Annotated in this window: 20 protein-coding genes; 15 read left to right on the top strand and 5 right to left on the bottom strand. The window is 52.6% G+C overall.

Annotated elements, in window-relative coordinates; all coding sequences use genetic code 11:
* Positions 1–52 precede the first annotated feature (52 nt).
* Positions 53–625 carry a hypothetical protein gene (locus RID21_RS11650; RefSeq protein ID WP_350189061.1) on the bottom strand — a complete coding sequence of 191 codons (573 nt, stop codon included), beginning with the start codon at positions 623–625 and terminating at the stop codon, positions 53–55.
* A gap of 309 nt (positions 626–934) precedes the next feature.
* Here RID21_RS11650 and RID21_RS11655 point away from each other — a divergent pair, with 309 nt between their 5' ends.
* The 5 genes from RID21_RS11655 to RID21_RS11675 all read left to right on the top strand — a co-directional run bounded on the left by RID21_RS11655 (position 935) and on the right by RID21_RS11675 (position 8,125).
* The gene (locus tag RID21_RS11655) at positions 935–2,242 is read left to right on the top strand and encodes a phenylacetate--CoA ligase family protein (protein WP_350189063.1); all 1,308 of its coding nucleotides are present in this window, start codon (positions 935–937) and stop codon (positions 2,240–2,242) included.
* A gap of 70 nt (positions 2,243–2,312) precedes the next feature.
* Positions 2,313–3,791: a sulfatase family protein gene (locus tag RID21_RS11660; RefSeq protein ID WP_350189065.1), complete on the top strand. Its 1,479-nt coding sequence runs from the start codon at positions 2,313–2,315 to the stop codon at positions 3,789–3,791.
* A 114-nt stretch (positions 3,792–3,905) separates the two neighbouring features.
* Complete coding sequence (locus RID21_RS11665) at positions 3,906–5,171, top strand: outer membrane protein assembly factor BamB family protein (RefSeq protein WP_350189067.1); 1,266 nt, start codon at positions 3,906–3,908, stop codon at positions 5,169–5,171.
* Between the two features lie 91 nt (positions 5,172–5,262).
* Complete coding sequence (locus RID21_RS11670) at positions 5,263–6,858, top strand: CehA/McbA family metallohydrolase domain-containing protein (RefSeq protein WP_350189069.1); 1,596 nt, start codon at positions 5,263–5,265, stop codon at positions 6,856–6,858.
* A 58-nt stretch (positions 6,859–6,916) separates the two neighbouring features.
* Positions 6,917–8,125, top strand: a complete 1,209-nt coding sequence (locus RID21_RS11675; protein ID WP_350189071.1) for an SGNH/GDSL hydrolase family protein — start codon at positions 6,917–6,919, stop codon at positions 8,123–8,125.
* A gap of 34 nt (positions 8,126–8,159) precedes the next feature.
* Here the strand turns inward: RID21_RS11675 and RID21_RS11680 are convergent, their stop codons facing one another.
* Both RID21_RS11680 and RID21_RS11685 read right to left on the bottom strand, forming a co-directional pair.
* Positions 8,160–9,632, bottom strand: coding sequence for an arylsulfatase (locus tag RID21_RS11680; RefSeq protein ID WP_350189073.1), 1,473 nt, complete (start codon positions 9,630–9,632; stop codon positions 8,160–8,162).
* 114 nt (positions 9,633–9,746) lie between these two features.
* Complete coding sequence (locus RID21_RS11685; RefSeq protein ID WP_350189075.1) at positions 9,747–10,661, bottom strand: metallophosphoesterase family protein; 915 nt, start codon at positions 10,659–10,661, stop codon at positions 9,747–9,749.
* Between the two features lie 177 nt (positions 10,662–10,838).
* Between RID21_RS11685 and RID21_RS11690 the strand changes: the two genes are divergently transcribed.
* The 8 genes from RID21_RS11690 (at position 10,839) to RID21_RS11725 (ending at position 19,523) form a co-directional block, all read left to right on the top strand.
* On the top strand, positions 10,839–11,147 hold the full coding sequence (locus tag RID21_RS11690) for an ArsR/SmtB family transcription factor (RefSeq protein WP_145192139.1): 309 nt from the start codon (positions 10,839–10,841) through the stop codon (positions 11,145–11,147).
* A 53-nt stretch (positions 11,148–11,200) separates the two neighbouring features.
* Complete coding sequence (locus tag RID21_RS11695; protein WP_350189077.1) at positions 11,201–11,767, top strand: rhodanese-like domain-containing protein; 567 nt, start codon at positions 11,201–11,203, stop codon at positions 11,765–11,767.
* A 17-nt stretch (positions 11,768–11,784) separates the two neighbouring features.
* Positions 11,785–13,161, top strand: a complete 1,377-nt coding sequence (locus RID21_RS11700; protein ID WP_350189079.1) for a rhodanese-like domain-containing protein — start codon at positions 11,785–11,787, stop codon at positions 13,159–13,161.
* Between the two features lie 124 nt (positions 13,162–13,285).
* Positions 13,286–13,822, top strand: a complete 537-nt coding sequence (locus RID21_RS11705; RefSeq protein ID WP_350189081.1) for a tetratricopeptide repeat protein — start codon at positions 13,286–13,288, stop codon at positions 13,820–13,822.
* An 83-nt stretch (positions 13,823–13,905) separates the two neighbouring features.
* On the top strand, positions 13,906–14,793 hold the full coding sequence (locus RID21_RS11710; RefSeq protein WP_350189083.1) for a M28 family peptidase: 888 nt from the start codon (positions 13,906–13,908) through the stop codon (positions 14,791–14,793).
* A 47-nt stretch (positions 14,794–14,840) separates the two neighbouring features.
* Complete coding sequence (locus RID21_RS11715) at positions 14,841–15,611, top strand: DUF480 domain-containing protein (protein ID WP_350189085.1); 771 nt, start codon at positions 14,841–14,843, stop codon at positions 15,609–15,611.
* A 29-nt stretch (positions 15,612–15,640) separates the two neighbouring features.
* Positions 15,641–17,053, top strand: a complete 1,413-nt coding sequence (locus tag RID21_RS11720) for a sulfatase family protein (RefSeq protein ID WP_350189087.1) — start codon at positions 15,641–15,643, stop codon at positions 17,051–17,053.
* Between the two features lie 157 nt (positions 17,054–17,210).
* The gene (locus RID21_RS11725) at positions 17,211–19,523 is read left to right on the top strand and encodes a hypothetical protein (RefSeq protein ID WP_350189089.1); all 2,313 of its coding nucleotides are present in this window, start codon (positions 17,211–17,213) and stop codon (positions 19,521–19,523) included.
* Between the two features lie 89 nt (positions 19,524–19,612).
* Here RID21_RS11725 and RID21_RS11730 read toward each other — a convergent pair whose 3' ends face one another.
* The gene (locus tag RID21_RS11730; protein WP_350189091.1) at positions 19,613–20,755 is read right to left on the bottom strand and encodes a hypothetical protein; all 1,143 of its coding nucleotides are present in this window, start codon (positions 20,753–20,755) and stop codon (positions 19,613–19,615) included.
* Between the two features lie 416 nt (positions 20,756–21,171).
* Here RID21_RS11730 and RID21_RS11735 point away from each other — a divergent pair, with 416 nt between their 5' ends.
* Positions 21,172–21,633, top strand: coding sequence for a GNAT family N-acetyltransferase (locus tag RID21_RS11735; protein ID WP_350189093.1), 462 nt, complete (start codon positions 21,172–21,174; stop codon positions 21,631–21,633).
* 90 nt (positions 21,634–21,723) lie between these two features.
* Positions 21,724–22,446 carry a creatininase family protein gene (locus tag RID21_RS11740; RefSeq protein WP_350189095.1) on the top strand — a complete coding sequence of 241 codons (723 nt, stop codon included), beginning with the start codon at positions 21,724–21,726 and terminating at the stop codon, positions 22,444–22,446.
* A gap of 29 nt (positions 22,447–22,475) precedes the next feature.
* Here RID21_RS11740 and RID21_RS11745 read toward each other — a convergent pair whose 3' ends face one another.
* Positions 22,476–23,606: a prenyltransferase/squalene oxidase repeat-containing protein gene (locus RID21_RS11745; protein ID WP_350189097.1), complete on the bottom strand. Its 1,131-nt coding sequence runs from the start codon at positions 23,604–23,606 to the stop codon at positions 22,476–22,478.
* Positions 23,607–23,793 lie beyond the last annotated feature (187 nt).

A 23,793-nucleotide genomic window follows, 5' to 3' on the forward strand; every position in this document is an offset into this window, starting at 1 on the left:
GATCTGGAAGTAGTGCCTGATAAATTAATTCAACGCTGCCTCAGAAAGCGGTCTAACGGGAGGAACCCATCTTTACCGCTTCTGTTAAGGCTTCACGCACACGTTCAAACGGCTCCCCAAGGTCAGCATCGCCGGGGATATGCTGACTCGTTTTTTCAATCGCAGACTTTCCAATCTGATGGGCAGCATCAAACCGCAGCCGGTTTCGCCCGACCTGTTCTGTAAGGTAGGCGTCACTCTCTTCGATCAGCTGTTCCACATCAGTCAGGATGGCGACCGGAATCGAAGTATGGTTCTGCAGTTCCAGCGCCTGTTCCTGCTCTACGAGGATCAGGCTCGGCTTGACGTTCATCTTCTCAACCAGCGTCTGCCCAATCACTTCCCCCAGCAGGAACGGAACCAGTGTCGGTCCATACAATACCTCTTGCGTCCGGTTCGGTTTGACGGGAGTCGTACATTGAAATTCCAGGGGGCGACCAAAATGATTCGTCACCAGCAGACCTCCGATCAGCGCCCCGTCCGGGCATTCAATCGTGGTCAGGAATCCCAGTTTCAACTCTTTGCTGTTACCGTCCGCGGCCATAAAGTTCTCTTCTCCGGATGTCAGTTCTTGTGTTGTCGACAATGATCAGGTGATCCTGATTCTCATCTGAACCGTACTTCTCTCGTCAATCAGGAAAACCTACTGTATCGATATCATCGTCCTCACCATTTCACGACTTGAGAGGTTGTTGGAATGGTCGTATTAGATAGTTTCACTTCAATAACCCTTGAAATAACAACTGGTTCCAGATTCTCTCGTCAGACGCCCAGAGCACAGTTTTTTCCGGTAGAGATTGCTCATTAGGTTGGAAAATTACTCAAGTTGCGGCAGAATAAGGGATACCTGCAAGAAATCTCCCCATGCCCCTGCTCCAACCAGACAAGCAAGTTTATGAATCCATCTGACAGCCAGCCGGAAAACCTGAATCGAGACGCTTTGGAAGCCCGCCAACTTGAGCGACTGCAACACCTTCTGAAAGAGGTGTCGGCCTCGAATCCGTTCTGGCAGCAGAAGTGGAACGCCGCGGGTGTCGACGTCAACTCGATCCAGAGCCTCGCGGACCTGCAGAAATTGCCGATCACGACCAAAGCCGAGCTGGTTGAAGATCATCTCTCAAACGCCCCGTATGGCACCAACTTGACCTACCCGCTTGAAACTTACACGCGCATGCATCAGACCTCGGGAACAACCGGTTCCCCCATGCGCTGGCTGGACACCAAAACCAGCTGGGACTGGTTTGGGGAATGCTGGGCACAGATTTATCGCATGGTGGGTCTCTATCCGGAAGACCGCCTGTTCTTCCCCTTCTCATTCGGACCGTTCGTCGGATTCTGGGCAGCCTTCGAGGGGGCCACCCGTCGCGGCAACTTCTGTCTGGCCGGTGGTGGCATGGGCAGCGAAGCTCGTCTGAAAATGATCCTCGACAACAAAATTACTGCCGTCTGCTGTACCCCGACGTACGCCCTGCGACTGGCCGAAGTCGCGGAGGCAGAAAACATCGACCTGGCAGGCAGCCGCGTGCGGGCACTCGTGGTTGCCGGAGAACCAGGGGGCAACATCGAAGCGACCAAACAGCGGATCGGCCAGGGCTGGGGCGCCCGCGTATTCGATCACTGGGGCATGACCGAAATCGGCGCCCTTGGAATTGAGCCCCTCGAAAACCCAGGCGGTCTCAACATTCTCGAAACCGAATGTATTCCCGAAATCGTTGATCCGGAAACACTGCAACCAGTCGAACGCGGAGCCCAGGGCGAGCTGTTGATTACCAACCTGGGCCGCGTCGGATCTCCACTGATTCGCTATCGTACCGGTGACCTGGTCTGCGAAGACACAACCCCCTGCCCCTCGGGTCGCAGCCTGCTGCGTCTGAAAGGGGGCATCCTGGGTCGAGCCGACGACATGGTGATCATTCGCGGTAATAACGTCTTCCCCTCAAGCCTGGAAGCGATCCTGCGTACGTTCGAGCAGGTAGCCGAATACCGGATCGAGGTCCGCACCATTCGCGCCATGCAACACATGAAAATCGAACTGGAACCGGTGGAGTCCCTCTCGACCACGGACCAGCAGAAACAGATTATCAATGAAGTCAGCCATGCGATCAAAGATCGGTTGAACTTCAACGCCGAGGTCACCACGGTTGCCCCTGGTGCCCTGCCCCGCTTTGAACTGAAAGGAAAGCGGTTCTTCAAAATCGACTGAGGCAGTTCGCTGAAACAGGAATCAGCGCACTCCTCTCTATTCGTCGCTCATCACAATCAGGAACCTGAATATGACTACCTACCTGAGATACCTGCTGCTTATCCTCTGTTTCCCGCTGAGTATGCTCATCGGTCCGAGTGCCGTCTCCGCAGCAGAGAAAGCATCCCAGCGTCCGAACATTCTGTTCCTGTTCAGCGATGACCAGCGTGCGGACGCCCTCGGCGCCTATCAGAACCCTCACATTCAGACTCCGAATCTGGACCAGCTGGCACGCGCCGGCTTCAGTTTTCGGAATACGTACTGCATGGGGTCGATTCATGGCGCAGTCTGTCAGCCGAGCCGAGCCATGCTCAACAGCGGACGCTCCCTCTACCATGTGCCCATGGATCTTAGAGGGGTGATGACGATGCCCCAGTTACTGAAAGAATCCGGTTACACCACCTTCGGTACCGGAAAGTGGCACAACCACCGCGAATCGTTTCAGAAGAGTTTCACATTGGGAACAGCGGCCTTCATGGGAGGCATGTCGAATCACCTCAAAGTCCCCGTGGTTGATTTGAAGGATGACAAATTTGAGAACAAACGCATGGGGGAGAAATTTTCCAGCGAACTGTTTGTCGATGCGACCGTCGACTTTCTGAAAACGCAGCCCGCGGACAAACCGTTCTACGCGTATATCGCCTTCACTGCACCACACGATCCGCGGATGCCTCCCGCATCCGCGATGGATACATACAAGGACAAACAGCCGCCACTTCCCAAAAACTTCATGCCCCAGCACCCATTCAACAATGGCTGGATGACTGGCCGCGATGAAGCACTGGCAGGCTGGCCGCGTCAACCGGAAGTCGTTCGCGAGCAGTTGACCGAATACTACGCGATGATCACGCACATGGATTCGCAGATCGGTCGCATCCTGAAAATCCTCAAAGCACAGGGGCTCGACAAAAATACGATCGTAATCTTCTCATCAGACCACGGTCTGGCAGTGGGCAGTCATGGGCTTTTGGGAAAACAGAATCTGTATGAACACAGCATGAAGTCTCCCCTGATTTTTAAAGGACCCGGAATTCCGCAGAATGAATCGAGCGAGGCCCTTGTCTATCTGTATGACATCTTCCCCACAGTCTGTGATCTGACGCAGACCAGTGTTCCCGCAGGAGTGGAAGGTTTAGACCTGGCTCCCATCTGGCGAGGCAATCAGAAAGGTATACGTGATTCACTGTTTACGACTTACGAAGATCTGATGCGGGCGGTCCGTGATGACCGCTGGAAGCTGATCCGCTATCCACAGATCAATAAAACACAGCTGTTCGATCTCAAAACCGATCCTGCTGAGTTGAAGGATCTCTCTGAACATCCGGAGCAACAGGCACGCATCGAACAGATGCTGACAACATTGAAAGAGTGGCAGCAGAAAACGGACGACAAGCAGCCCCTCACATCCGAACATCCCAAGTCAGAAAAAATCGATCTGACGGGCCGCAAGCGAAAACCGGACGCACATCAACCTGACTGGATCGTGAAAAAATACTTCGATTCGGAATGAAATCGCGTTTCCGGGCATGTTATAATCACAGTTCTCACCCAGACTGTGATCCCCATACAAACTGAATGAACCAGAATTCATTCCCACTAATTTACACATACCGAGGTATTCAGAATGAAAGCTTTACTGGCGACTGCCTTACTCTCCCTGTTTATTGCCGCCCCCACCTATGCGGGCAACTGGCCCGGCTGGCGTGGTCCGAATTCGAATGGCGTCGCTGAAGGCAGCGGTTATCCTGTTGAATGGGACAGCTCCAAAAATATTCTCTGGGAAGTCAAATTCCCCGGCCCCAGTGGATCTACCCCCGTGATCTGGGGCGATGATCTGTTTCTGACCACCAACTCAGAAGGTAAGAACCGGATGATCTGTCTCGACAAGAACACCGGGAAAGAAAAGTGGCACACCGACTTCGGAACCGAACGCGCCGGCAAGCACAAAAAAGGGAGCGGCAGCAGCCCCTCGCCTGCAGTCGATGACCAGTTCATCTTCGGTTACTTCAAAAGCGGAGATCTGGCCTGCCTGACCAAAGAAGGAAAAATCGTCTGGCAGAAAAACCTGCAGAAAGAATATGGCGAAGACACCCTCTGGTGGGACCTGGGAACCTCGCCCGTCTTGACCGACAACCTGGTTGTGATCGCCTGCATCCAGAGCGACAATTCCTACATCGCTGCTTTCGATAAAGCGACCGGGAAAGAAGTCTGGAAACAGGGCCGCAACCTGGATGCCCCGAAAGAAGCCAACCAGAGTTACACGACTCCGGTAGTCGCCAGACAGAATGGCAAAGAAATCATCTACGTACTGGGAGCCGACCATGTCACCGCCCACGATGCACAGAACGGTAAAGAAATCTGGCGCGTGGGGGGACTGAACCCCACACAGCATGAATACTTCCGCTCGATCTCTTCACCCGTCATCAGCGATGGCTACCTGATCGCTCCCTACGCCCGTGGTGGTTCACTCACAGGAATCAAACTCGGCGGCCAGGGAGATGTCACGAAATCCAATGTTGTCTGGACCAAAGAAGGGGAAGGCAAAGGTGCCTTCTCGGATGTCCCGACCCCGGCTGCCATCAACGGTCGATTCTACGTCTGTTCGGACAAAGGTGAAGTCCTCTGCTTCGACATCAAAACAGGAAAACAGATCTGGGAAGGTCGTCTGCCCCGCAGCCGTCATAAATTCAGTGCCTCGCCAATTCTGGCTGACGGACATATTTATGTGACCCGCGAAGACGGAACCACCCTGGTTGTGGAACAGGGAGACGAATTCAAGCTCGTTTCCGAAAACCCGCTGGAAGGCTTCGCCCTGGCCACGCCGGTCTTCTCGGATGGTAAGATCTATCTGAAGATGACCGATAAACTGTATTGCCTCGGCAAGAAGTAAAACACCTACGATCAGACTTACTGAGGGACAGGTCACTCACCTGTCCCTCTTTTTTCGACTCAACTTCTGACTAAATGAAGCTAAGAAAATCATGACTGATCAACCTCAAATTAACCGACGCACGTTTCTGGGTGAAACCATGGCGGCAACAGCGCTGTCTGGACTGCGTGTGAACTCTGAACTCCAGGGAGCGGGGACTCAAAAGAAGTATCAGTTGTTCTGGGGTGATTTACACAATCACAACGCCGTCGGCTACGCGAAAGGATCACTGGAACGTTCCATTGACCTGGCACAGGAACACCTCGATTTCTTCGCTTTCACCGGACACGCTTCCTGGCACGATATGCCGAAGATGCCGGGCAACCGACACATGAAATGGGTCAATGGATTCGAAGTCCACTCCAAACACTGGCCCAAGACCCGGCAACTGATTCAGGATGCGAACTCCGACGACTTCGTGGCGTTTCTGGGCTACGAATGGCACTCCAGTCAGTTCGGTGACTACTGTATGATCTTCCCCGAGGACCAGCCTGAACTGTTCCTGCCGAACCATGTCGAGAAACTACTCGACTTCGCGGAGGGTAATCAGGCACTGGCGATTCCACATCACGTGGGTTACAAGCAGGGCTGGCGCGGTGCGAACTTCAAGCATTTCCGTCCGGGAGCTTCTCCCGTGGTCGAAGTCTTTTCCGAACATGGTTGCACCGAAACCGACCGCAGCCCTTTCCCAATGATCCGCCACAGCAACGGGGGGCGTTCCGCATCGAACATGATTGTCCCCCAGTTGCAGAAAGGAATGCGTTTTGGCTTTGTCGCTTCGTCCGATGATCACCTGGGCTATCCCGGTGCATACGGCGAAGGGGTACTGGGTGTCTGGGCAGAAGATCTCTCTTCGCGTTCGCTGATGGAAGCGATTCGCGCCCGCCGTACATATGCCGCCACGGGAGATCGGATTGCCCTCGAAGTTTCACTGAATGGTCACCCGATGGGCAGTGATGTGCCTGCAACTACCGATCGTCAGATTGACGTTCGCGTGCAGGGAGAAGACGCGATCTCCATGGTCGAGTTGATTCGCAACGGCAAAGTCATTGAACGCCATTTTCCCGAAGATCACCTGGACGACAAACCGATTCTGCCCGGCAAAGTAAAATGCCGCCTGCAATACGGTTGGGGGCCCTGGGCGGATCTGGCGATGGGCCGCACCTGCTTCTGGGATATGACCATCATACTGGACGGCGGTCGTTTCACCCGCGCGATCCCCTGCTTCCAGTCGGCGCCCTTTAATGAAAAGTTGCGTGATAAACTCAAAGTCGTTTCGAATCAGGAACTCCACCTCGATTCCAACACCACACGCGTCAACTGCTACGCCGAGGATCCCACCAAAGCTGTTGTCACCGAGATCGAAGGCACACCTGACACAGTGCTCACTCTACAGATTCGCAAACCTTACGAGAAAACCATCAGTGCCAAACTGCAGGATCTGATCGACGACAACGTCGTGGAATTCACGGGCGTCTTTACCAGCGAAAGCTATGTAGTGCATCGCCTCGTAGGTCAGAGCGAATACTCAGCTCAGATTTGTTGGCAGGATCATCAGTCCGATGCGAATTCGACCGACTGGTATTACGTACGCGTGACACAAAACAACGGTCAACTCGCCTGGTCCAGCCCGATCTGGGTCGGTTAATCTCAAAGTCCACACTCCAAGACTCGCTCACCTGAACTCACCCTATGATGGAACTGGTATGAATACTGTACTTCGTCTGACCTCTCTCTTGAGTCTTTTAATCGTGGCGTTGTCGGCACTCGCCCAGGCTGATGAACCTGCCAACCCGACCCCGGAATCTCAGCGCTCCGCGGAAGCAGAACCGCAGGATCCGGTACGGCTGATCCTGCCTCCCATCATTTACGCGACCCCCGGAATTGAGACCAGTGTCTACTTCGACAATGTATCGCTGACGATTAACCCGGCGAACTATGTATTCGACGTGCACTGTAACCGGGGACACCTGCAGCAGGAACGCTGGACTTACACTCCCGACGAAAAAGAGATCGGCGATTATAAGTTCAAACTGAACGTGCTGGATCAGAACAACAAGATCATCGCGTCCCAGGAATCACGCCTGAGGGTCGTCCCCACAACAGTCGGTAAAGAAAAGCCGACCAGTCTCCTGATGATCGGCGACAGTCTCACGCACAATTCGGTTTATCCCCGTCACGTATTTGAACTGAGCGAAAAATTCCAGGGCCCTGAACTGAAACTGATCGGTTCTCACAATCCGAGTAACGAAGCAAATGTGCGACACGAAGGTTACGGCGGCTGGACTGCGGTCCGTTTCGCGACCCACTTCAAGGAAAATGCCCGCCAGGGAAATTACCGCGAACGAGGCAGCCCATTCCTGTATGCCGATGAAAGTGGGAAGCCGCAACTCGATTTTCCCCGTTACTGCAAAGAGTTCAATGACGGCAACGCGCCTGATCTGGTCACAATTTTCCTCGGCCCCAACGATGTCTATTCAGCTACGGATGAGAGCATCGAAGAACGCACGGATACGATGGTCAAGCACCTGGATATTCTGGTCAAGATGATTCACGATTTTAATCCACAGACCAAAATCGGTTTCATGCTCCCCGTCCCGCCGGCCGCCAGCCAGGACGCGTTCGGCACCACCAATGGTCGCCAGCAGACACGCTGGCAGTACAAGCGTAATCAGCACTATGTCGCGGAACGGATGCTGAAACATTATGGCGGCAAAAAAACGGAACAGATCTACCTGGTACCAACACACCTGAACCTTGACTGCGTACACAACTATCCCGCGAAGCGAGTTCCCTGGAACTCACACACCACAGAGGAAACACTGCGCCAGAACAACGCTGTCCACCCAGCCAGCAATGGTTACCTGCAGATCGGGGACAGCGTGTTCAGCTGGATTAAAGAAGTTTCCCGGTAAATCGGAATCCGGTCAGACAGTATCTGTTCGTCGATTACTGCTGATCCAGTGCCGGAAATGGAAACATCTTTGACGGAGTACGGCCCGTTTTCATAATGGATTTGATGCGGGCCACGACTTCCGGATGCTGATCAGCCACGTCGTGCTGTTCGCCCGGATCATCTTTGAGGTTGTAAAGTTCGATCTTCATCTGCGGATTTTTCTTTCGCAACAGATTCTGACGCACGCCTTTCCAGTCCCCCATGTGAACCGCCTGTTGTCCCGTGTAAGCCGGGAACTCCCAGTAGAGATACTCATGCTGCTTCTGTTCCTGCGGTTTGCCCAGCAGGGTAGGTACGAAGCTGATGCCATCAATGTCAGCTGGTGCTTTGGTTCCCGTCAGCTGTGCGATGGTAGGCATGACATCCCAGAACGCGGAAAGATGATCGGTCACATCCCCCTCGGGAATGTGTCCCGGCCAGCGAACCACCAGCGGCACACGGATCCCCCCTTCATACAGACTGCCCTTGAACCCGCGCCAGGGGCCAGCCGATTCAAAGAAGACCGAATCAGATCCGCCCAGGCGATCGTATGTCGGACCATTGTCAGAAGTGAAAAAGACCACGGTATTGTCATCCAGATTTAATTCTTTGAGCAGGTTCATGATCTGGCCAACGCCTTTGTCCATGTGTGTAATCATGGCTGCATAGCCAGCGCGGGGATCGGAGCGTTTAATGTAGCCGCGATGCTTATAATCCTCTTCCGGAATTTTACCCCGGTATTCTGCGACCGATTCCTCCGGTGCCTGGATCGCCAGGTGCGGAACCGCGAACGGCAGATACAGGAAGAAGGGACGATCTTTGTTTTCACGAATGAATTCCATTCCGACTTCGACAAATTTGTCCTGTGAATACGTTTCGCCATTCAAAGTCCGATCGTTGCCCGGCAGCGTTTCTTTGGTGTGATTCCGCCAGAGGAAACGGGGATAGTGATTGTGGGCATGCACCTGGCAGTTGAAACCATAAAACAGATCGAATCCCTGCTTGTTGGGATCTCCTGAGGTCCCGAAGTGTCCCAGCCCCCATTTACCCATTGCACCGGTGGCATATTGTTTCTGTTTGAGCATCTCTGCGATGGTGACTTCGGCATCGGGAATCGGATGCTGCCCCGGATACTCCCAGCCCTCTTTCTCTTTCATGTCCTGCACATAGTCAGGTTTGCCGTTATTCCGCACATAGGCATGACCCGGATGTTTGCCGGTCATCAGATTGCAACGGGAAGGGGCACAAACCGCGTTACCCGAATAGAACTGGGTGAAACGGATACCGTCTGTGGCAAGCTTGTCGATATTCGGCGTCTTGATAAATTTCTGGCCGTAACAACCCAGTTCTTTGTAGCCCAGGTCATCAGCGATAATGAAGACGATGTTGGGGGGCTGTTTTTCGGCTGCACCTGCACTGGAAACAGCGCTGGTCAGACAACCAAGAATAAACAGAGAGAATAAGACCACGGGGGCTGAACGGCGCATAATAAGCTCCTGAAGAATCAGACAGATGTAGGATCGTTGATTCATCCATCTTATACGCATCTCAGACCATGGTGCAACAATGGCCTGCTTCGAATTCCCGGGTCAGAGCCGTTCTCAGCTCCAGTGATAATCCTGCTGTTTGCGAAATCCGTTGAGCACCAGGGAACCGTCAGGATAGACATCCAGGGTACTGTACCCGTTATTTGTCAGTCCCGAACCTTCCACCATTGCCACCATTGTGCAGTAATGGATACCGCCGATTTCTGCATATTTATTCCGGTGACTGTGCCCCTGAAAGACCGCGGCGACATTGCCCGCTGATTCCAGGATTTTACGGACTTCCGAAGAATTCTTGACGGCGTGGGCATCCGTATCTTTCAGATCGAGCGGCTGATGCACAAAGACGATGGTCGGCAGCTTTGTCTGCTGCAGATCATCCTTGAGCCACTTCAGTTCAGACGCAGGCATATTGGCGTCTGTCCATTTAAAATTGTGACGCCCGTAAGGTGTGCCATCGCTTTTGAAACAGGAATCGAGCACAACGAAGTGATAGCCGCCCCGATCAAAGGAGAAGTAGGACTCCTTCTGGCCCACCCCCTGCAGGAACTCTGCTTTGGTCAGCTGGTCTACACAATGGTTGCCGAGTACAAAATGTCGCGGGTAGGGAATGGCATCGATGGCTGAAACAATGGTCTGCAGATGTTGCTTCTCCTGCTCCAGCGACTTGCCGGAATCGATCAGATCGCCATGGAAGACGACGAAGTCAGGCTCGTCTTTCTTAAACTGAGTGACTGCTTCGTCCAGTTTCTTCAAAGTTTCCCGATAGTGACGCGAGCCTCCCGGTGGCTTATCTGCGTAGTGCAGGTCCGTAACCAGCCCCACGCGGACGGCCCCACGCTGTTTCTGATCAGCGGCAGCCGCCAGTTGCCCCAACGGCGCTGCAGTCAGCCCGCCCAGAACCAGGGCTCCCCGCTGGAGAAAAGCACGTCTGCCTAATGAAATTCGGGAATCAGGATTGATTGGGGACATGGAATCACCTCTTCTGCCGGTTTTATATTTATTGACGTAAAGTCTTATTGTTGCATATATTTATGAAGATTCAATGACGCAGAAGTGAATTTATCTGCTGAGAATCGGCTGAAAAATCTCAAAGAATCCTCATTGACATATCGTAACATCACGATATTATATACATGAGGTAAGATTATGAAACTGAAAGAAACTCCCAATTATGACGGCCCCGCACTGGAACAGGCAGCAGAATGCCTGAAGGTTTTGGCGCATCCGGCTCGGATCCGTATCGTGCAACTGCTTCTGCGCGGACGGTACACCGTAGGTGAGTTGGCTGAAGACTGTGGAATTCCCAGCAACGTTGCTTCAGAGCATCTGCGTCTGATGCAGCGCTGTGGTTTCTTTGTGAGTGAACGGGAAGGCCGGAGCGTCTACTACAGTGTGGCCGAGCCTCATTTAAACAAGATCATGGATTGCATCGAAGGACGTTTTTTCCAGTCCTGAGCATTTTTTTACAACAACATATCGTAAATTCACGACATTACGAGGTATCAATCATGGCAGAAGTCAAAACCATCACACCGGAAGCATTGGCCCGGCTGCACAGTCAACAGGATGTCGCAGTCATTGACGTACGGACTCCTGCGGAATTCCGGGAAGTCCACGCCACAATCGCCCGCAACATTCCCCTGGACAAGATCGGTACAGACCATATTGAAGAGCTGACAAATGGCAGCACTGACGAGCCGGTCTACATTATCTGTCAGAGCGGAAACCGTTCGTCCCGCGCCTGCCAGAAACTGATCGAAGCAGGCTGTCCGAACGTGGTCAGCGTCGAAGGGGGCACCAAAGCCTGGGAAGCACAGGGGTTGCCCGTCGAACGTGGTAAAAAAACGATTTCCCTGGAACGTCAGGTTCGGATTGCAGCTGGTTTCCTGGTCTTTACCGGTGCCATGCTGGGCATGTTCGTTAATCCCTGGTTCAGTGGGATCTCGGCGTTCGTCGGGGCAGGATTAATGTTTGCCGGTATTACTGATACCTGTGGGATGGCAATGGTACTCGCCAAAATGCCCTGGAATCAGGTTGCCGGCTGTGAACAGCAACAGTGTCAAAAAACAGCTTAAAAGCGGAGGGTCCTGCAATGTTCTTTCAACGTCACTATCTGGATTGTCTGTCGCTGGCATCTTACATGATTGCCGATGAAGAAACGGGCGACGCGGTTGTCGTCGACCCCCAACGTGATATTGAGATTTACCTCGAAGATGCGAAAGAGCACGGCCTGCAAATCAAACACGTGATCCTGACTCACTTCCACGCCGATTTTATTGCCGGTCACATTGAACTGCAGAAAGCCGTAGGTGCTCAGATCTATCTGGGCAGCAGGGGCGCAGCAGAATTCTCTCACCAGTCCCTCGCGGAAGGTGATGAAGTGCTGCTGGGTTCTGTGAGAATCACAACCATGGAAACCCCGGGACACACGCCGGAAGGCATCTCGCTGGTCGTTTATGACCTGAAAGAGAATCCGGATCAGCCCCAAATGATTCTGACAGGAGACACCCTCTTCCTGGGAGACGTTGGTCGCCCCGACCTGCTGGCTTCCCTGGGTGCCACCGCCGAAGAATTGGGAGGCATGTTGTATGACTCTCTCCATGAGAAGATCCTGAAGCTGCCGGATGAAACTCTGGTCTATCCAGCGCATGGGGCAGGCTCCATGTGTGGAAAACAGCTCAGCAGTGAAGCGGTCACCACACTCGGAGAGCAGCGGCGCTATAATTACGCTCTGCAGCCGATGAGCAAAGCCGCCTTCATTGATATGGTCACCACCGATCTTCCGGAAGCACCACAGTACTTTGTGCATGATGCAATTCTGAATCGCAAGGAACGTCAGACCCTGGATGAAAGCATCAAAGCCGCCTGGCATGCCTACTCGCTCGCTGAAGTACAGCAGATGCTCAACAGCGGAACACAGGTGATCGACGTCCGCGATGCCGCCGAATTCGCAGCAGGTCATCTGAAAGGGAGTATCAATATCGGTCTGGAAGGTCGCTACGCCACATGGGCAGGTACGATGCTGGATAAGCAGGCCCCTATCGTGGTGATTGCGAGTGAAGAAGATCAGATCGAAGAAGCAATCATTCGCCTGGGACGGATTGGTTTTGACCACGTAAAAGGATTCCTGAAAGATGGCCTCAACAGCCTTCAGGACCACCCCGAACTGGTCTCTCAAACCAGGCGGATTTCTGCCCAGGCCATGCAGGAACTGAACGAGCAGGTCACCATTATCGATATTCGTACGCCCGCTGAATGGAATACAGGGCATATTGAGAACAGCATCAACATCCCCTTAAATCACCTGGCAGAGCATCTGTCTGAGATCCCCCGGGACCAGACGGTGATCGTCCACTGCCAGGGAGGCTACCGTTCATCCATTGCCGCCAGCCTGCTGGAAAAACAGGGATTTGACAACATCATCGACCTGGTGGGAGGCTTCAGAGCCTGGCAGACGATCGCTGCCTGAGAAGCCGAAGCAAGATCTGATTTTGCGGAAGGCGAAAATATCGCCGCAGGTACAATAGAAAAACCTTTGCCCGATCCATTAAAATGGGGCAAAGGTTTTTTATTTATCCCTGACAGGTTTGACCATGGTACTCCTGCCCGCATCCCGACGGAAACGACATTTCAATGCGGCCGAAGGCTATCTGATGCTGGAAATGCCCGTGCAGGCACTGCGTGAGCTGTCCCACATTACCGGTCAAGACCGTGACTCGGAAAAGTACTGCCGTTTTCTGGGTCAGTCACTGCAACTGGCCGAGCGGTTCGCCGAGGCACTCGACGCTTATCGGGATGCTTACGAAAAAAATCCCCAAAACCTGACAACGCTGATGGGGATGGCCTGGTGCTTTAAACGTACCGATCAGCTCTCCTCTGCAATCGGGATCATGGAAGAAGCCTACCAGCATCACGCTGACGAACCTGTTGTGCTTTATAATCTGTCCTGCTATTTTGCGCTGGCGGACGACAAAGCCAACGCCCTGTCGTGGCTGGGGCGTGCTTTACGCATGGAACCCCGCCTGACGAAACTGATTCCGGAAGAGTCAGACTTCAATACACTGCGAAACGATAAAGATTTTCAGTTCGTCGTCGAAGCTGCAGAAGGTAACACATCACAAAATTCCTGACTGCAGGATGACCACTTCACGGTGCATGCAGATCGGACTCTCTTTTTCAAATCGACTGGCCTGGCAAGGAATCGAAAGCCATTATGACGAATATAGACACTCAACGACTGAAGCGGCTCTGTGAAGACCTCTGCCAGTCCATTCGTCCCGCTGAAAGTGAAGCACTGGAGGCCGCCCGTCAGTATGTGATCCGGGAACTGGAAGCCTCTGGATGGGAGATCGAGCGGCACCCGTTTCAGGCTCAGGATTCCATGCTGGTCACGTTTTCAGGTCAGAACCTGATTGCCCGGCATCCCCGGTTGTCTGATCCGGAGAAACCATTGTTCTGTGTCGGCGCCCACCTGGATACGCGTCCCGAATCGCCCGGTGCGGATGACAATACCAGTGCCGTCGCGGCCCTGCTGGAACTGGGGCGTCTGCTCCCTGAATTACAACAGACAGACGTTGCATGGAGTATTGAGCTGGTGGCGTTTGACCTGGAAGAAAATGGTATGCTGGGTGGAGCAGAACACGCCCGCCTGCACCAGGAAAAAAAGACAGATCTGCGCGGCATGGTTTCGCTGGAAATGCTGGGCTACTGTGATCCCACTCCGGGCAGTCAGATGCTGCCCCGCGAGCTCGTCGGCATGTATCCCGATACGGGCGATTTTATCGCCGTGGTCGGTAATCAGAATTCCGGAAAGTTGATCGAAGCATTTAAAACCGGTCTCAAAGCAGTGGAGACACTGCCGGTCGAAACCTTACAGGTTCCTCAAAATGGCGAAATGCTGCAGGCCACTCGTTTAAGTGACCATAGTCCTTTCTGGGATGCCGGCTATCCCGCACTGATGATTACCGATACCAGTTTCTTAAGAAATCCCCATTACCATCAACCCTCGGATACCGTTGATACACTCGATTTCGAGTTCCTGACGAAAGTAACGCAAGGGAGCCTGGAAGCAACCAGGCAGATCTTGAACCAGGGCTATTAGACCAACTACCCGTTCCACTCTGCTCGAAAAGGGCTTTTGACAGAAAAATGAATGACGCCACACAGGAAGATAAAGAACTGCTGCAGATCTCTGAACTTTCCAGACCACAACGCCGCGTGCTGGGGGTTTTACTGGAAAAAGCATTTACAACTCCCGATCAATATCCACTGACACTCAAAGCAGTTACCACTGGTTGCAATCAGAAGAGCAACCGCGATCCCATCAGCAATTACAGTGAGACGCAAGTATATGAAACCCTGGAATCGCTGCGTGAATTAGGACTTGTAGCCGTAATTCATTCAGACAGTGGTCGTACGGAGCGTTACCGCCATTACATGCGTCATCGTTTCAATTTTACCGAACCCCAACTGGCCATCCTGACTGAACTCTGGCTACGTGGCCGCCAGACGATGGGAGAACTCCGCGGCCGGGCCAGTCGTATGGTGCCGATTGACTCTCTCGAACAGTTGCGGGCGGAATTTAAGAGACTTCTTGATCAGAAGTATGTACAATCAAACGGCAGCATTGAACGACGCGGCATCGAAGTCGATCACAACTGGTACAAGGAAAGTGAAGGAAAAGCGCTGGGATTCGATTCTTCAGCCGACAGCGAGCCTGAGGTAACGCGTCCTTCCCCCACTCCTGCTCCCGTAGCTACAGTCAACAATGCCAACTCGGAGCTGGGAGCCTTACAAGAAGCCGTAGAGCGTCTGCAATCCGACAACCAGCAGCTTTCACAACAGGTGGCATCCATGGCCGAAGTGGTTGAACAGTTACAACAACAGCTGGCAGATCTCAAACAGGAACTGGGCAGCTGAAACTGATTGGTACAGATCGAGGCATCAATATGAAAACGATCTCAAGGGCATCCTGTCTCTGGCTGTTCCTGTTTCTGCTCCTCGCCATCGATTCCACATATTGCAACGCAGCCTCGCGTCCAAACCTGATTTCCATCGTCACTGACGACCAGGGGCGCTGGGCCATGGGCCTGTATGGAAACAAACAGATCCATACTCCCTATATGGATCAGATTGGAAAGCAGGGGGCGGTCTTTACAAATGCCTTTGTTGCCACCCCGGTCTGCTCCCCCAGTCGGGCCACATTCCTCTCCGGCCGTTATCCGACTGAGTTGAGAATTACAGATTACATCTCGCCGGATGAAGCCCGCGAAGGCGCGGGGTTGCACGCCCCCATCTGGCCCGCAGTATTACAGAAAGCCGGATACCGAACGGCCCTGATCGGGAAGTGGCACCTGGGCGAACAGGCCGACTTCCATCCACGGAAAAAAGGGTACGACCACTTCATGGGATTTCTCTCGGGGGGCACCCGGCCGATGGACCCCATTCTGGAAATCGAGGGGGTAACAGAAAAACAGACAGGCCCCCTGCCCGATTTACTGGTAGATAATGCGATTCAGTTTGTCAGGGAATCCAAAGACAGACCATTTGCACTCTGTCTGCACTTCCGGGCTCCACATACTCCTTATGGCCCGGTCCCTGCTGAGGACTCTTCCCACTACGAAGGCGTCGAGATCGAGATGCCCATCGCCAAGGGGCTGATCCCGGAACAGATCAAGCAGAAAAACAAAGAATACTATGCGAGCATTTCCTCAGTGGATCGGAACATCGGTCGTCTGCTCAAGGAACTGGACCAGCTACAACTCACGGAAAACACCCTGGTGATCTTTACCAGCGACCATGGTTACAACAACGGCCGCCATGGCATCAGCACTAAAGGCAACGGCCACTGGCTGGCGGGAGGAGTCACCGGTCCCAAACGTCCCAACATGTGGGACACTTCAATCCGCGTTCCGCTGGTGATGCGCTGGCCACGCGTGATTCAGCCAGGCACCCGCTTCGATGAGATGGTCTCTAACGTGGACATGTTCAAATTTGTCCTGGGAGCATTCGACCTTCCCCTGCCCGAAAATGCGTCCTTCCATGGAATCGATTACTCTCCCCTTTTGTTCGGCAAATCGATTCCAGAACGAACCGCGATTTACGGCCAGTATGACCTGCATAATAACGGGTTGGCCTACATGCGAATGATCCGCACCAAAAAATGGAAGTTCGTCAAACACTATCGGGCCCGATACATGGACGAACTATATGACCTTGAGGCAGATCCGGACGAGACCCGGAATCTGATACGACGACGGATGCCCCCTGGAACAAAAGAGAAAGCCACAGAGCTGGAACAACAGCTGATCGAGTGGCAAAAGTCGATTCAGGACCCCATTTTGAAACCTGCTTACCAGTAAGTAAACCGATACGATTCAACGTAACGTCTGTTCCCTGTACGATTTGCAGAAGATTACCGTTTTTTGCTTTATATCCATCAACATTTGTACGGAATTCGTATAAAACCGGAATAGGCACCAGTTTTGACCAAATTCTATTTAACCTTCGAGGAATAATATGCTTTCGATTTCCCGCTTTAGCCTGCTACTCTGTCTGCTGATGATTACCGTTGGCTGTCAGAAAGGCTCCGAATCAGGCAGTGAAAATCAATCCGCCGACAGCAGCCCCGCGGAAACCGCTTCCAAAGATGCCGAGATGCCTGAAGCCGACAAGACCGCGAAAGCGGATGATAAATCTGCTGAAGAAAAAGAGAAAGAAAACCCCGAAGCGTTCAAAATGCCGGAAACGGTTGAAGGCAACTGGATTCTGGTCCTGCCTCAGCAGCAGCAGTTGATGCCACTCTACCTGTTGCGCGTCATGACCGAAGTGAAATCCGCCGAGGGAGATCAGAAAGAAAAATCCGATTTTCAGGGTGTCAAAATCGTCTCTCAGGGTCCGAATGTAGCCCCCGCCAAAATCGTCTCCGCAAAGACGACAGATCAGACCGTCACATTTGTGGAAAGCCTGTTGGATGATAAAGGCAAGGAATTCATTCAGCTCAGCTTCGAGGGATCACTGAATAAAGAACGTGGCGCGATCTACGGCAATATCAGTTTCAACAATGATAACTGCATTCCCGCCCTGATGCTCTTCACCATTGAAAAGGATCTCTCCAAGATCAAAGAGCCGATGCCTTCTCCCGGTGCCCAGGAACTGATCAAGGCCATGCAGTCCCCTGATCCATTCAAACCGCTGAATGAATTCACCGAGAAAATGCAGATGTTCCCGCTGGCTCTGGATGCATTTCCTCCCCTGCTGGCCTTCGCTTTGAGCAGTGATAAAGATACCAAAACCATCGAAGATATTATTAAACGCTATACCGAAACCTCTGCTCTCTGGGGTAAACGGATGGAGGCCAGCACCCTGGTCCGGATCACATCCATGCTGGCACGGACTGATAACAACAGCGGCATGGCCACGAAATATATGGATCAGTTCAACAAGCTGGTCGAAGAAGGCGTCAAACCACTCAGCAGCTGGGATCAGGAAATGGCGCTGGCTAAGGCTCGTGTCGGACTGAAATCCAAAGATCCGGAAAAAATTAAAGCAGCCGGTGCACTTCTGGAATCTGAAGCGAAAAAATATCCTCACGATCGAGAGTTGATTACTGAACTGGTCAGCTACGAAAAAGAACATGGCAGCATTGACAAAGCCATCGAGCACCTGGGAATCCTGGCCAGCTCTCCCCTTTCCGGTCGTGAACGTCAGATGATTGCTGCTTCCAAGCAAAGCCCCCAGACGGTCAAATTCGATGATCCGCGGGAGAGTCTGACCGAACTCTGGAAAAAGAAGCACGGCTCCACCGAGGGGCTGGACAAATACCTGGCCGAATCTTTTAAACGCTTCCTCGACAGTTTCGTATCTAAAGAAGCGAAGGAAGTCGACCTCAAAAAAGGAAATCGGACTTCGCTGATTGAATTATTCACCGGTGCTTCCTGCCCACCCTGTGTGGCAGCAGACCTGGCCACCGGAGTTGTTGAGTCTTCATTCCCCGCTTCGAAAGTCATCGTACTGCGCTATCATCAGCACATTCCGGCACCGGATCCGCTGACCAACTCAGACTCGGAAGCACGGTTCTTTTACTACAATCACCGTGGCACCCCTTCGATCAATCTGAACGGTCAACAGGTCTTCGGAGCAGCCGGCGGAGTGGAAGAAGTCGAATCTTCCTATGATTCACTGGTCGAAGCGTTGATTCCAGAACTCTCAGCAGACACTGAAGTCAAAATCGAACTCTCTGCCGCTGCGAAAGATGGCAAGCTGGAACTGGAAGCCAATGTCAGCGGAACAGATAAGATTAAAGAACCGCTGCACCTTGTCGCCGTACTGGCCGAAGACGAACTTCACTATGAAGCTCCGAACGGCATCAACCTGCATGAAATGATCGTTCGGTCGATGCTGGGTGAACCAACGGGTGTCGCTGCCAAAGATGGCAAACTGAGCCTGACCAAAACCCTGGACCTGGACGAATTCAAAGGTCGTATCAGCGATTACCTCTCCGCCTTTGAGGAAAAATCCGGTGCAAACTTCACCGGTGTCCCACTGGCTCTGGAAAAACTGCACTTCGTGGTATTCGTGCAGGGCGAACTCTCGAAAGACGTCTTCCAGGTTGCTTCGGTTCCTGTAAGTGGTAAGCTCACTTACAAATCGGAACTCGCCGAACCTGCCAAAGAGAAACCCGCTCCCGCGAAAGAAAAACCTGCCAAGGAAGCAAAACCTCCGGTGAAAGCTGATAAACCTGAAGACAAAACCGCGGCCAAACCAGAGGATAAAAAACCGGAAACCTCTAAGCCGGAACCGAAGAAAGAAGCCGCTGAATCTGACAAATAGTTTTCAGCCTGAGCTGTAAAAATAACAAAACAGGGCATGGATCATCCATGCCCTGTTTTAGTTCAAGCCACTTTCAGCCAGGAGACTGTTCACTCGTTGTCGGTCGGAGGGGTGGGGACCAGTTTTTCGATCTCACCATCCTGACCTTTGACTTCTTCACCAAACAGGGCATTCCCGTCAAGCGTTGTCAGCTTAGTCGTGCGAGCCGGAGCAGGCTCACGACGAATCTGACGGAACCGGGTCGTGGCTTTGCCCATGCGGGTATCTCGCTGATCCATGATCACGCGGGCTGCTTCCCGAACTTCGGCATCGCTCAGTCGCTTCAGGTTACCCAACTCGGCCAGCGGTTCCAGGATGCGGGTCGCTTTCGATACAGTGCTCTCCATCAGGATAATGTCGAGCAATTCGCGTCGCATTCCCTGCATGGAAGCAATCTGTTCTTTCACGCTGTCCTGCAGCTCTCCCAGAACTTCCAGCGTTTCAGCAGCTTCGACCACGCGATCCGTTTCAGCCAGCAGTTTCGTTTGAATATCCATCAACGATTTCAAGTTGGTGTCAGCCTCTGTCAGTTTCAGATTCTCATCAGTCAGTGTCTGCTGCAGCGAGATCATCTGCTCAGCGTGCTTCTGAGCGGCTGCCAGCGGTTCTGACTGGGAAATCAGGCTCTGCTGCAGGTCAATCATCTTCTGGCTGTTGGTGCGGGCAACTTCCAACTGCTCTGACTGATCAACAATCTGCTGCTTGAAATTCAGAAACTCACTAAAGGCTGTCTGAGCATCTTTGATGCCTGTGGACTGGTTAGCAGCCAGCTTCTGCAGCTTGATCACTTCATCCAGTGTCGACTGGGTCTGTTTGACCTGCTGCTTCTGTGAGGCCAGGCGATCCTGCATCGCCAGCATATCATCCAGCGCGGTACGGGCTTTGGTGGTTAAGCCTTCCTGCTGGAGAACCTGTTTCTGAAACTGATCGATCTTTTGGATGGAAGCGAGTGCCTCTTCGGTCTGCTCAGCTTCTTTTTCCAGTAAGATTCGAAGATCGCGAATCTCTGCCACAGCTACTTTGGCTTCGGAGAGCTGTTTGGCCTGCGAATTGAGTACGGTCAACAGATTGTTGACCTGCCAGGCACTGGTTTTGGCACCAACCAGTTTATCCATATCCTGTTGGACTGACACCAACTCCGACTGCAACTGACCGATCTGACTCAGCATCGGCCGTGCTACTACAAAATACATACTAAGAAGACCAGCGGCCACTCCAACAAGCATCATTGCCCAGGTGTTCTGGATTGTCGAAAGGCGTGCGTTGGTATCTAAACGATATTGTCTTTCCCCTGAAGTCTTCAAGGCTCTATCTCCCAGCGTGATGATTTAACTCGGACGTAAAATTGGCACATCCTGTAGGTTTTGACCATGCATCCTTGCAAAACCATTACTGCTGTACTACCTAATATCGCCATTTTGACATTTGAAGTTTCTTCATTCTTGCCCAAAACCCCAAACAATTCCAAAAATTCTGCTTGCTCGAATCACGTTCCTGACCTATGCCTGTCACCTGATTTTTCTCTCAACCCGTTTGACAGCAATGACAATCGCGGTGCCAACATGATAAAGTGTGTGCTGGCTTTCATTTGAGATACGAGGATATAAGCATGCTGGAAATTCAAATCGATTATGCCACTCTGGAAGACTGCGAAATCATTACGCATTTTAATCTTGAGCTGGCGCGGGAAACGGAATCAAAAAATCTGGATCAGGAACTGGTACGCACAGGCGTGGTGGAGTCACTTGGTGATTCGCGCGGTTGTCAGTATTTTGTGGCCCGCCATCAGGATACCGTGGTCGGCCAGATCATGTTCACCCGCGAATGGAGTGACTGGCGTAACGGAGAATTCTGGTGGTTCCAGAGCGTGTATGTCGATCCGGCATACCGCCGACAGGGAGTTTTCAAACAGCTGTCCGATCACGTGGAAAAACTGGCTCGCTCCAATCCCGATGTCGTCGGCCTGCGTCTCTATGTAGAAAAAGAAAACGACCGTGCACAGTCTACCTACCATCAGTTGGGGTTTGGCTTTCCCGGCTACCAGGTGATGGAAAAGATGCTCGATCGTTGACGGAAGGCCTCCAGACGACCAAAATCAAATCTGGATCTCCGCCTGCGCCACGGCTCCCGTTAATGAATCACTACTCCAGGAACAACATCCATGTCACAATCTGAATCAAGTGAAATCCTGCTCCCCAAACTGACCCGCCGCGAATTCCGCGAGCGTATGCAGTCCGGCGAACTGAAAGCCTGCATCATCCCCGTGGCAGCCACAGAGCAGCATCTGGAACACCTGGCCATGGAGCATGACTGGAGAAGCGTCATGCTGGTCGCAACCGAGGCCGCTCGCCTGCTGGCACCAGAAGTTCTGGTAGCACCTTCCATGAATATTGGAATCAGCGAACACCACATGCGACACCCCGGCACATTATCCGCACTGCCCGGCAGTTGGCTGAGCGTGCTGTTTGACACCATTCGCAGTATGCACCATGCGGGCTTTAATAACATCCTGGTGCTCAACGGCCATGGTGGAAACATTGCCCCCTGCCTGGGAATGTGGGGACAGTTCCAGCAGCGGCTGGAAATCAATCTGCATTTCGAGTCCTACTGGAATCTACTCCCGGAAGAGGTCGCCCTGGCGAATCTGAAGACAGAGCGCTGGCCCGGTCATGCCCAGGAATTCGAAACGGCATTTGCCATGGCAGCGTTTCCGGAAAACGTCCGGCACGACGCGATGCAGGATCAGGAAGACAAAGAACCCCTGGAAGCCACTGCAGAAGCGGGGCAGAAGATGATCGACGAGATCGTCAAACAGGTCGCCGGATACGTCTCAGGCATGATCGATGGCAGCAATACGGTAGAAATCCCCCCGTTTCATCCTTGAGCATGAAACGGAGAGAGCCGCTTGAGCCATTATTTCGCGGGCTGACAGTAACTCAACGCCAGCAACGCATATGCGGTTGCCAGATTGGGATCTGATTCATACCAGCGTTTCTGGGTGTTGGTCCAGCTGCCGTTTTCGTTTTGCAGTTCAGCCAGTTGATTGACCAGTTCGGCCCGCCAGTTGTGGGCCGTTCCCTTTTCATCTTTAAATTCATCGACCTGCATTGCATCCAGTGCTTTCGCAAAAGTATGGAAGTAGTAATACAGGCCCATCAGCCCCATGCCGGGATTTTCCTTCAACGTATAATGACGTCGGATCCACTCAGTAGCGGCTTTAACCCGCTTATCCTTCTCATCAACGCCGGCAAAAATCATGCTTTTCAGACCTGCATAGGTCATGCTGCCATAAGAACGCAGTCCGCCATCCGGGGTTTGCCCTGCCTGCGAAGTTCCCCCCGCCGCTGGCGTGTAATAGAAACCGCCGTCGTTGACTTTCGAAGCAAAGGGCGTCGTATTAAATTCTGATTCCAGGTTCTGAGTTCGCGATACGAACACGAGTGCCTTCTGAATCGCAGGGTCGTCTGATTTCACTCCAGCTTTCCGCAGCGCTTCGATCAGAAACTGGGTATTGGAAAGGTCAGGACGCTGATGTCCGCCGTAGCCGGCACCACCATAAAAAGTGTCGGAAGACTCGATTCCTTCCCCTTTGTCCCACTGCAGCCCTCGGAGAAACTTCTCTGCATTCTTGATGGTCTGATCATAACGACCATCTTTATTGGCTGCATGCAGCGCCATGATCGAGATACAGGTTTCATAGTTACGGTGATTACTTTTCGAGTAGTAAATCCCGCCATCTTTCTGAATGTAACCTTCCAGTCGCTTCAGGGCTTTCGCCACAACGGGGTCGCTGGCAGGCACACCACTTTCCAGCAAGGCGGTCGTGACCAGTGCACTGATACCGGGCACGGTTTCAGTCGTCCACAGACCGTCTTCCAGCTGGCTGTTTTTTAAATAATTGATGCCGGATTTCTGGATCTTTTGCAACTTCTCTGCATCGACTGATTTAGCCGGTGCATCGGCAGCAATACCTACTGAAGCCAGCGCAGCCCAGGCCACTGCACAGATTCCGACAAAACTCAAAACTCGTCTGTTCGATAACATCAACAGCTCCTCACTCTCGTTTTTTTCAAGGATATCACTCAAATATCAGCAGCATCCCTGCATTCCGGATTTCAGACGGAACTAAAAGAGAACTCAGCTCTGTGACGCCCGGGACAGAGCCTGCACCTTAAGACAGGAAAAACACTACGATGGAGTACCAGAGGGTACATCCTGATTATATCCGTCC

The sequence above is a fragment of the Gimesia sp. genome, from assembly GCF_040219335.1.
In the GTDB taxonomy this organism is placed as follows: Bacteria; Planctomycetota; Planctomycetia; order Planctomycetales; family Planctomycetaceae; genus Gimesia.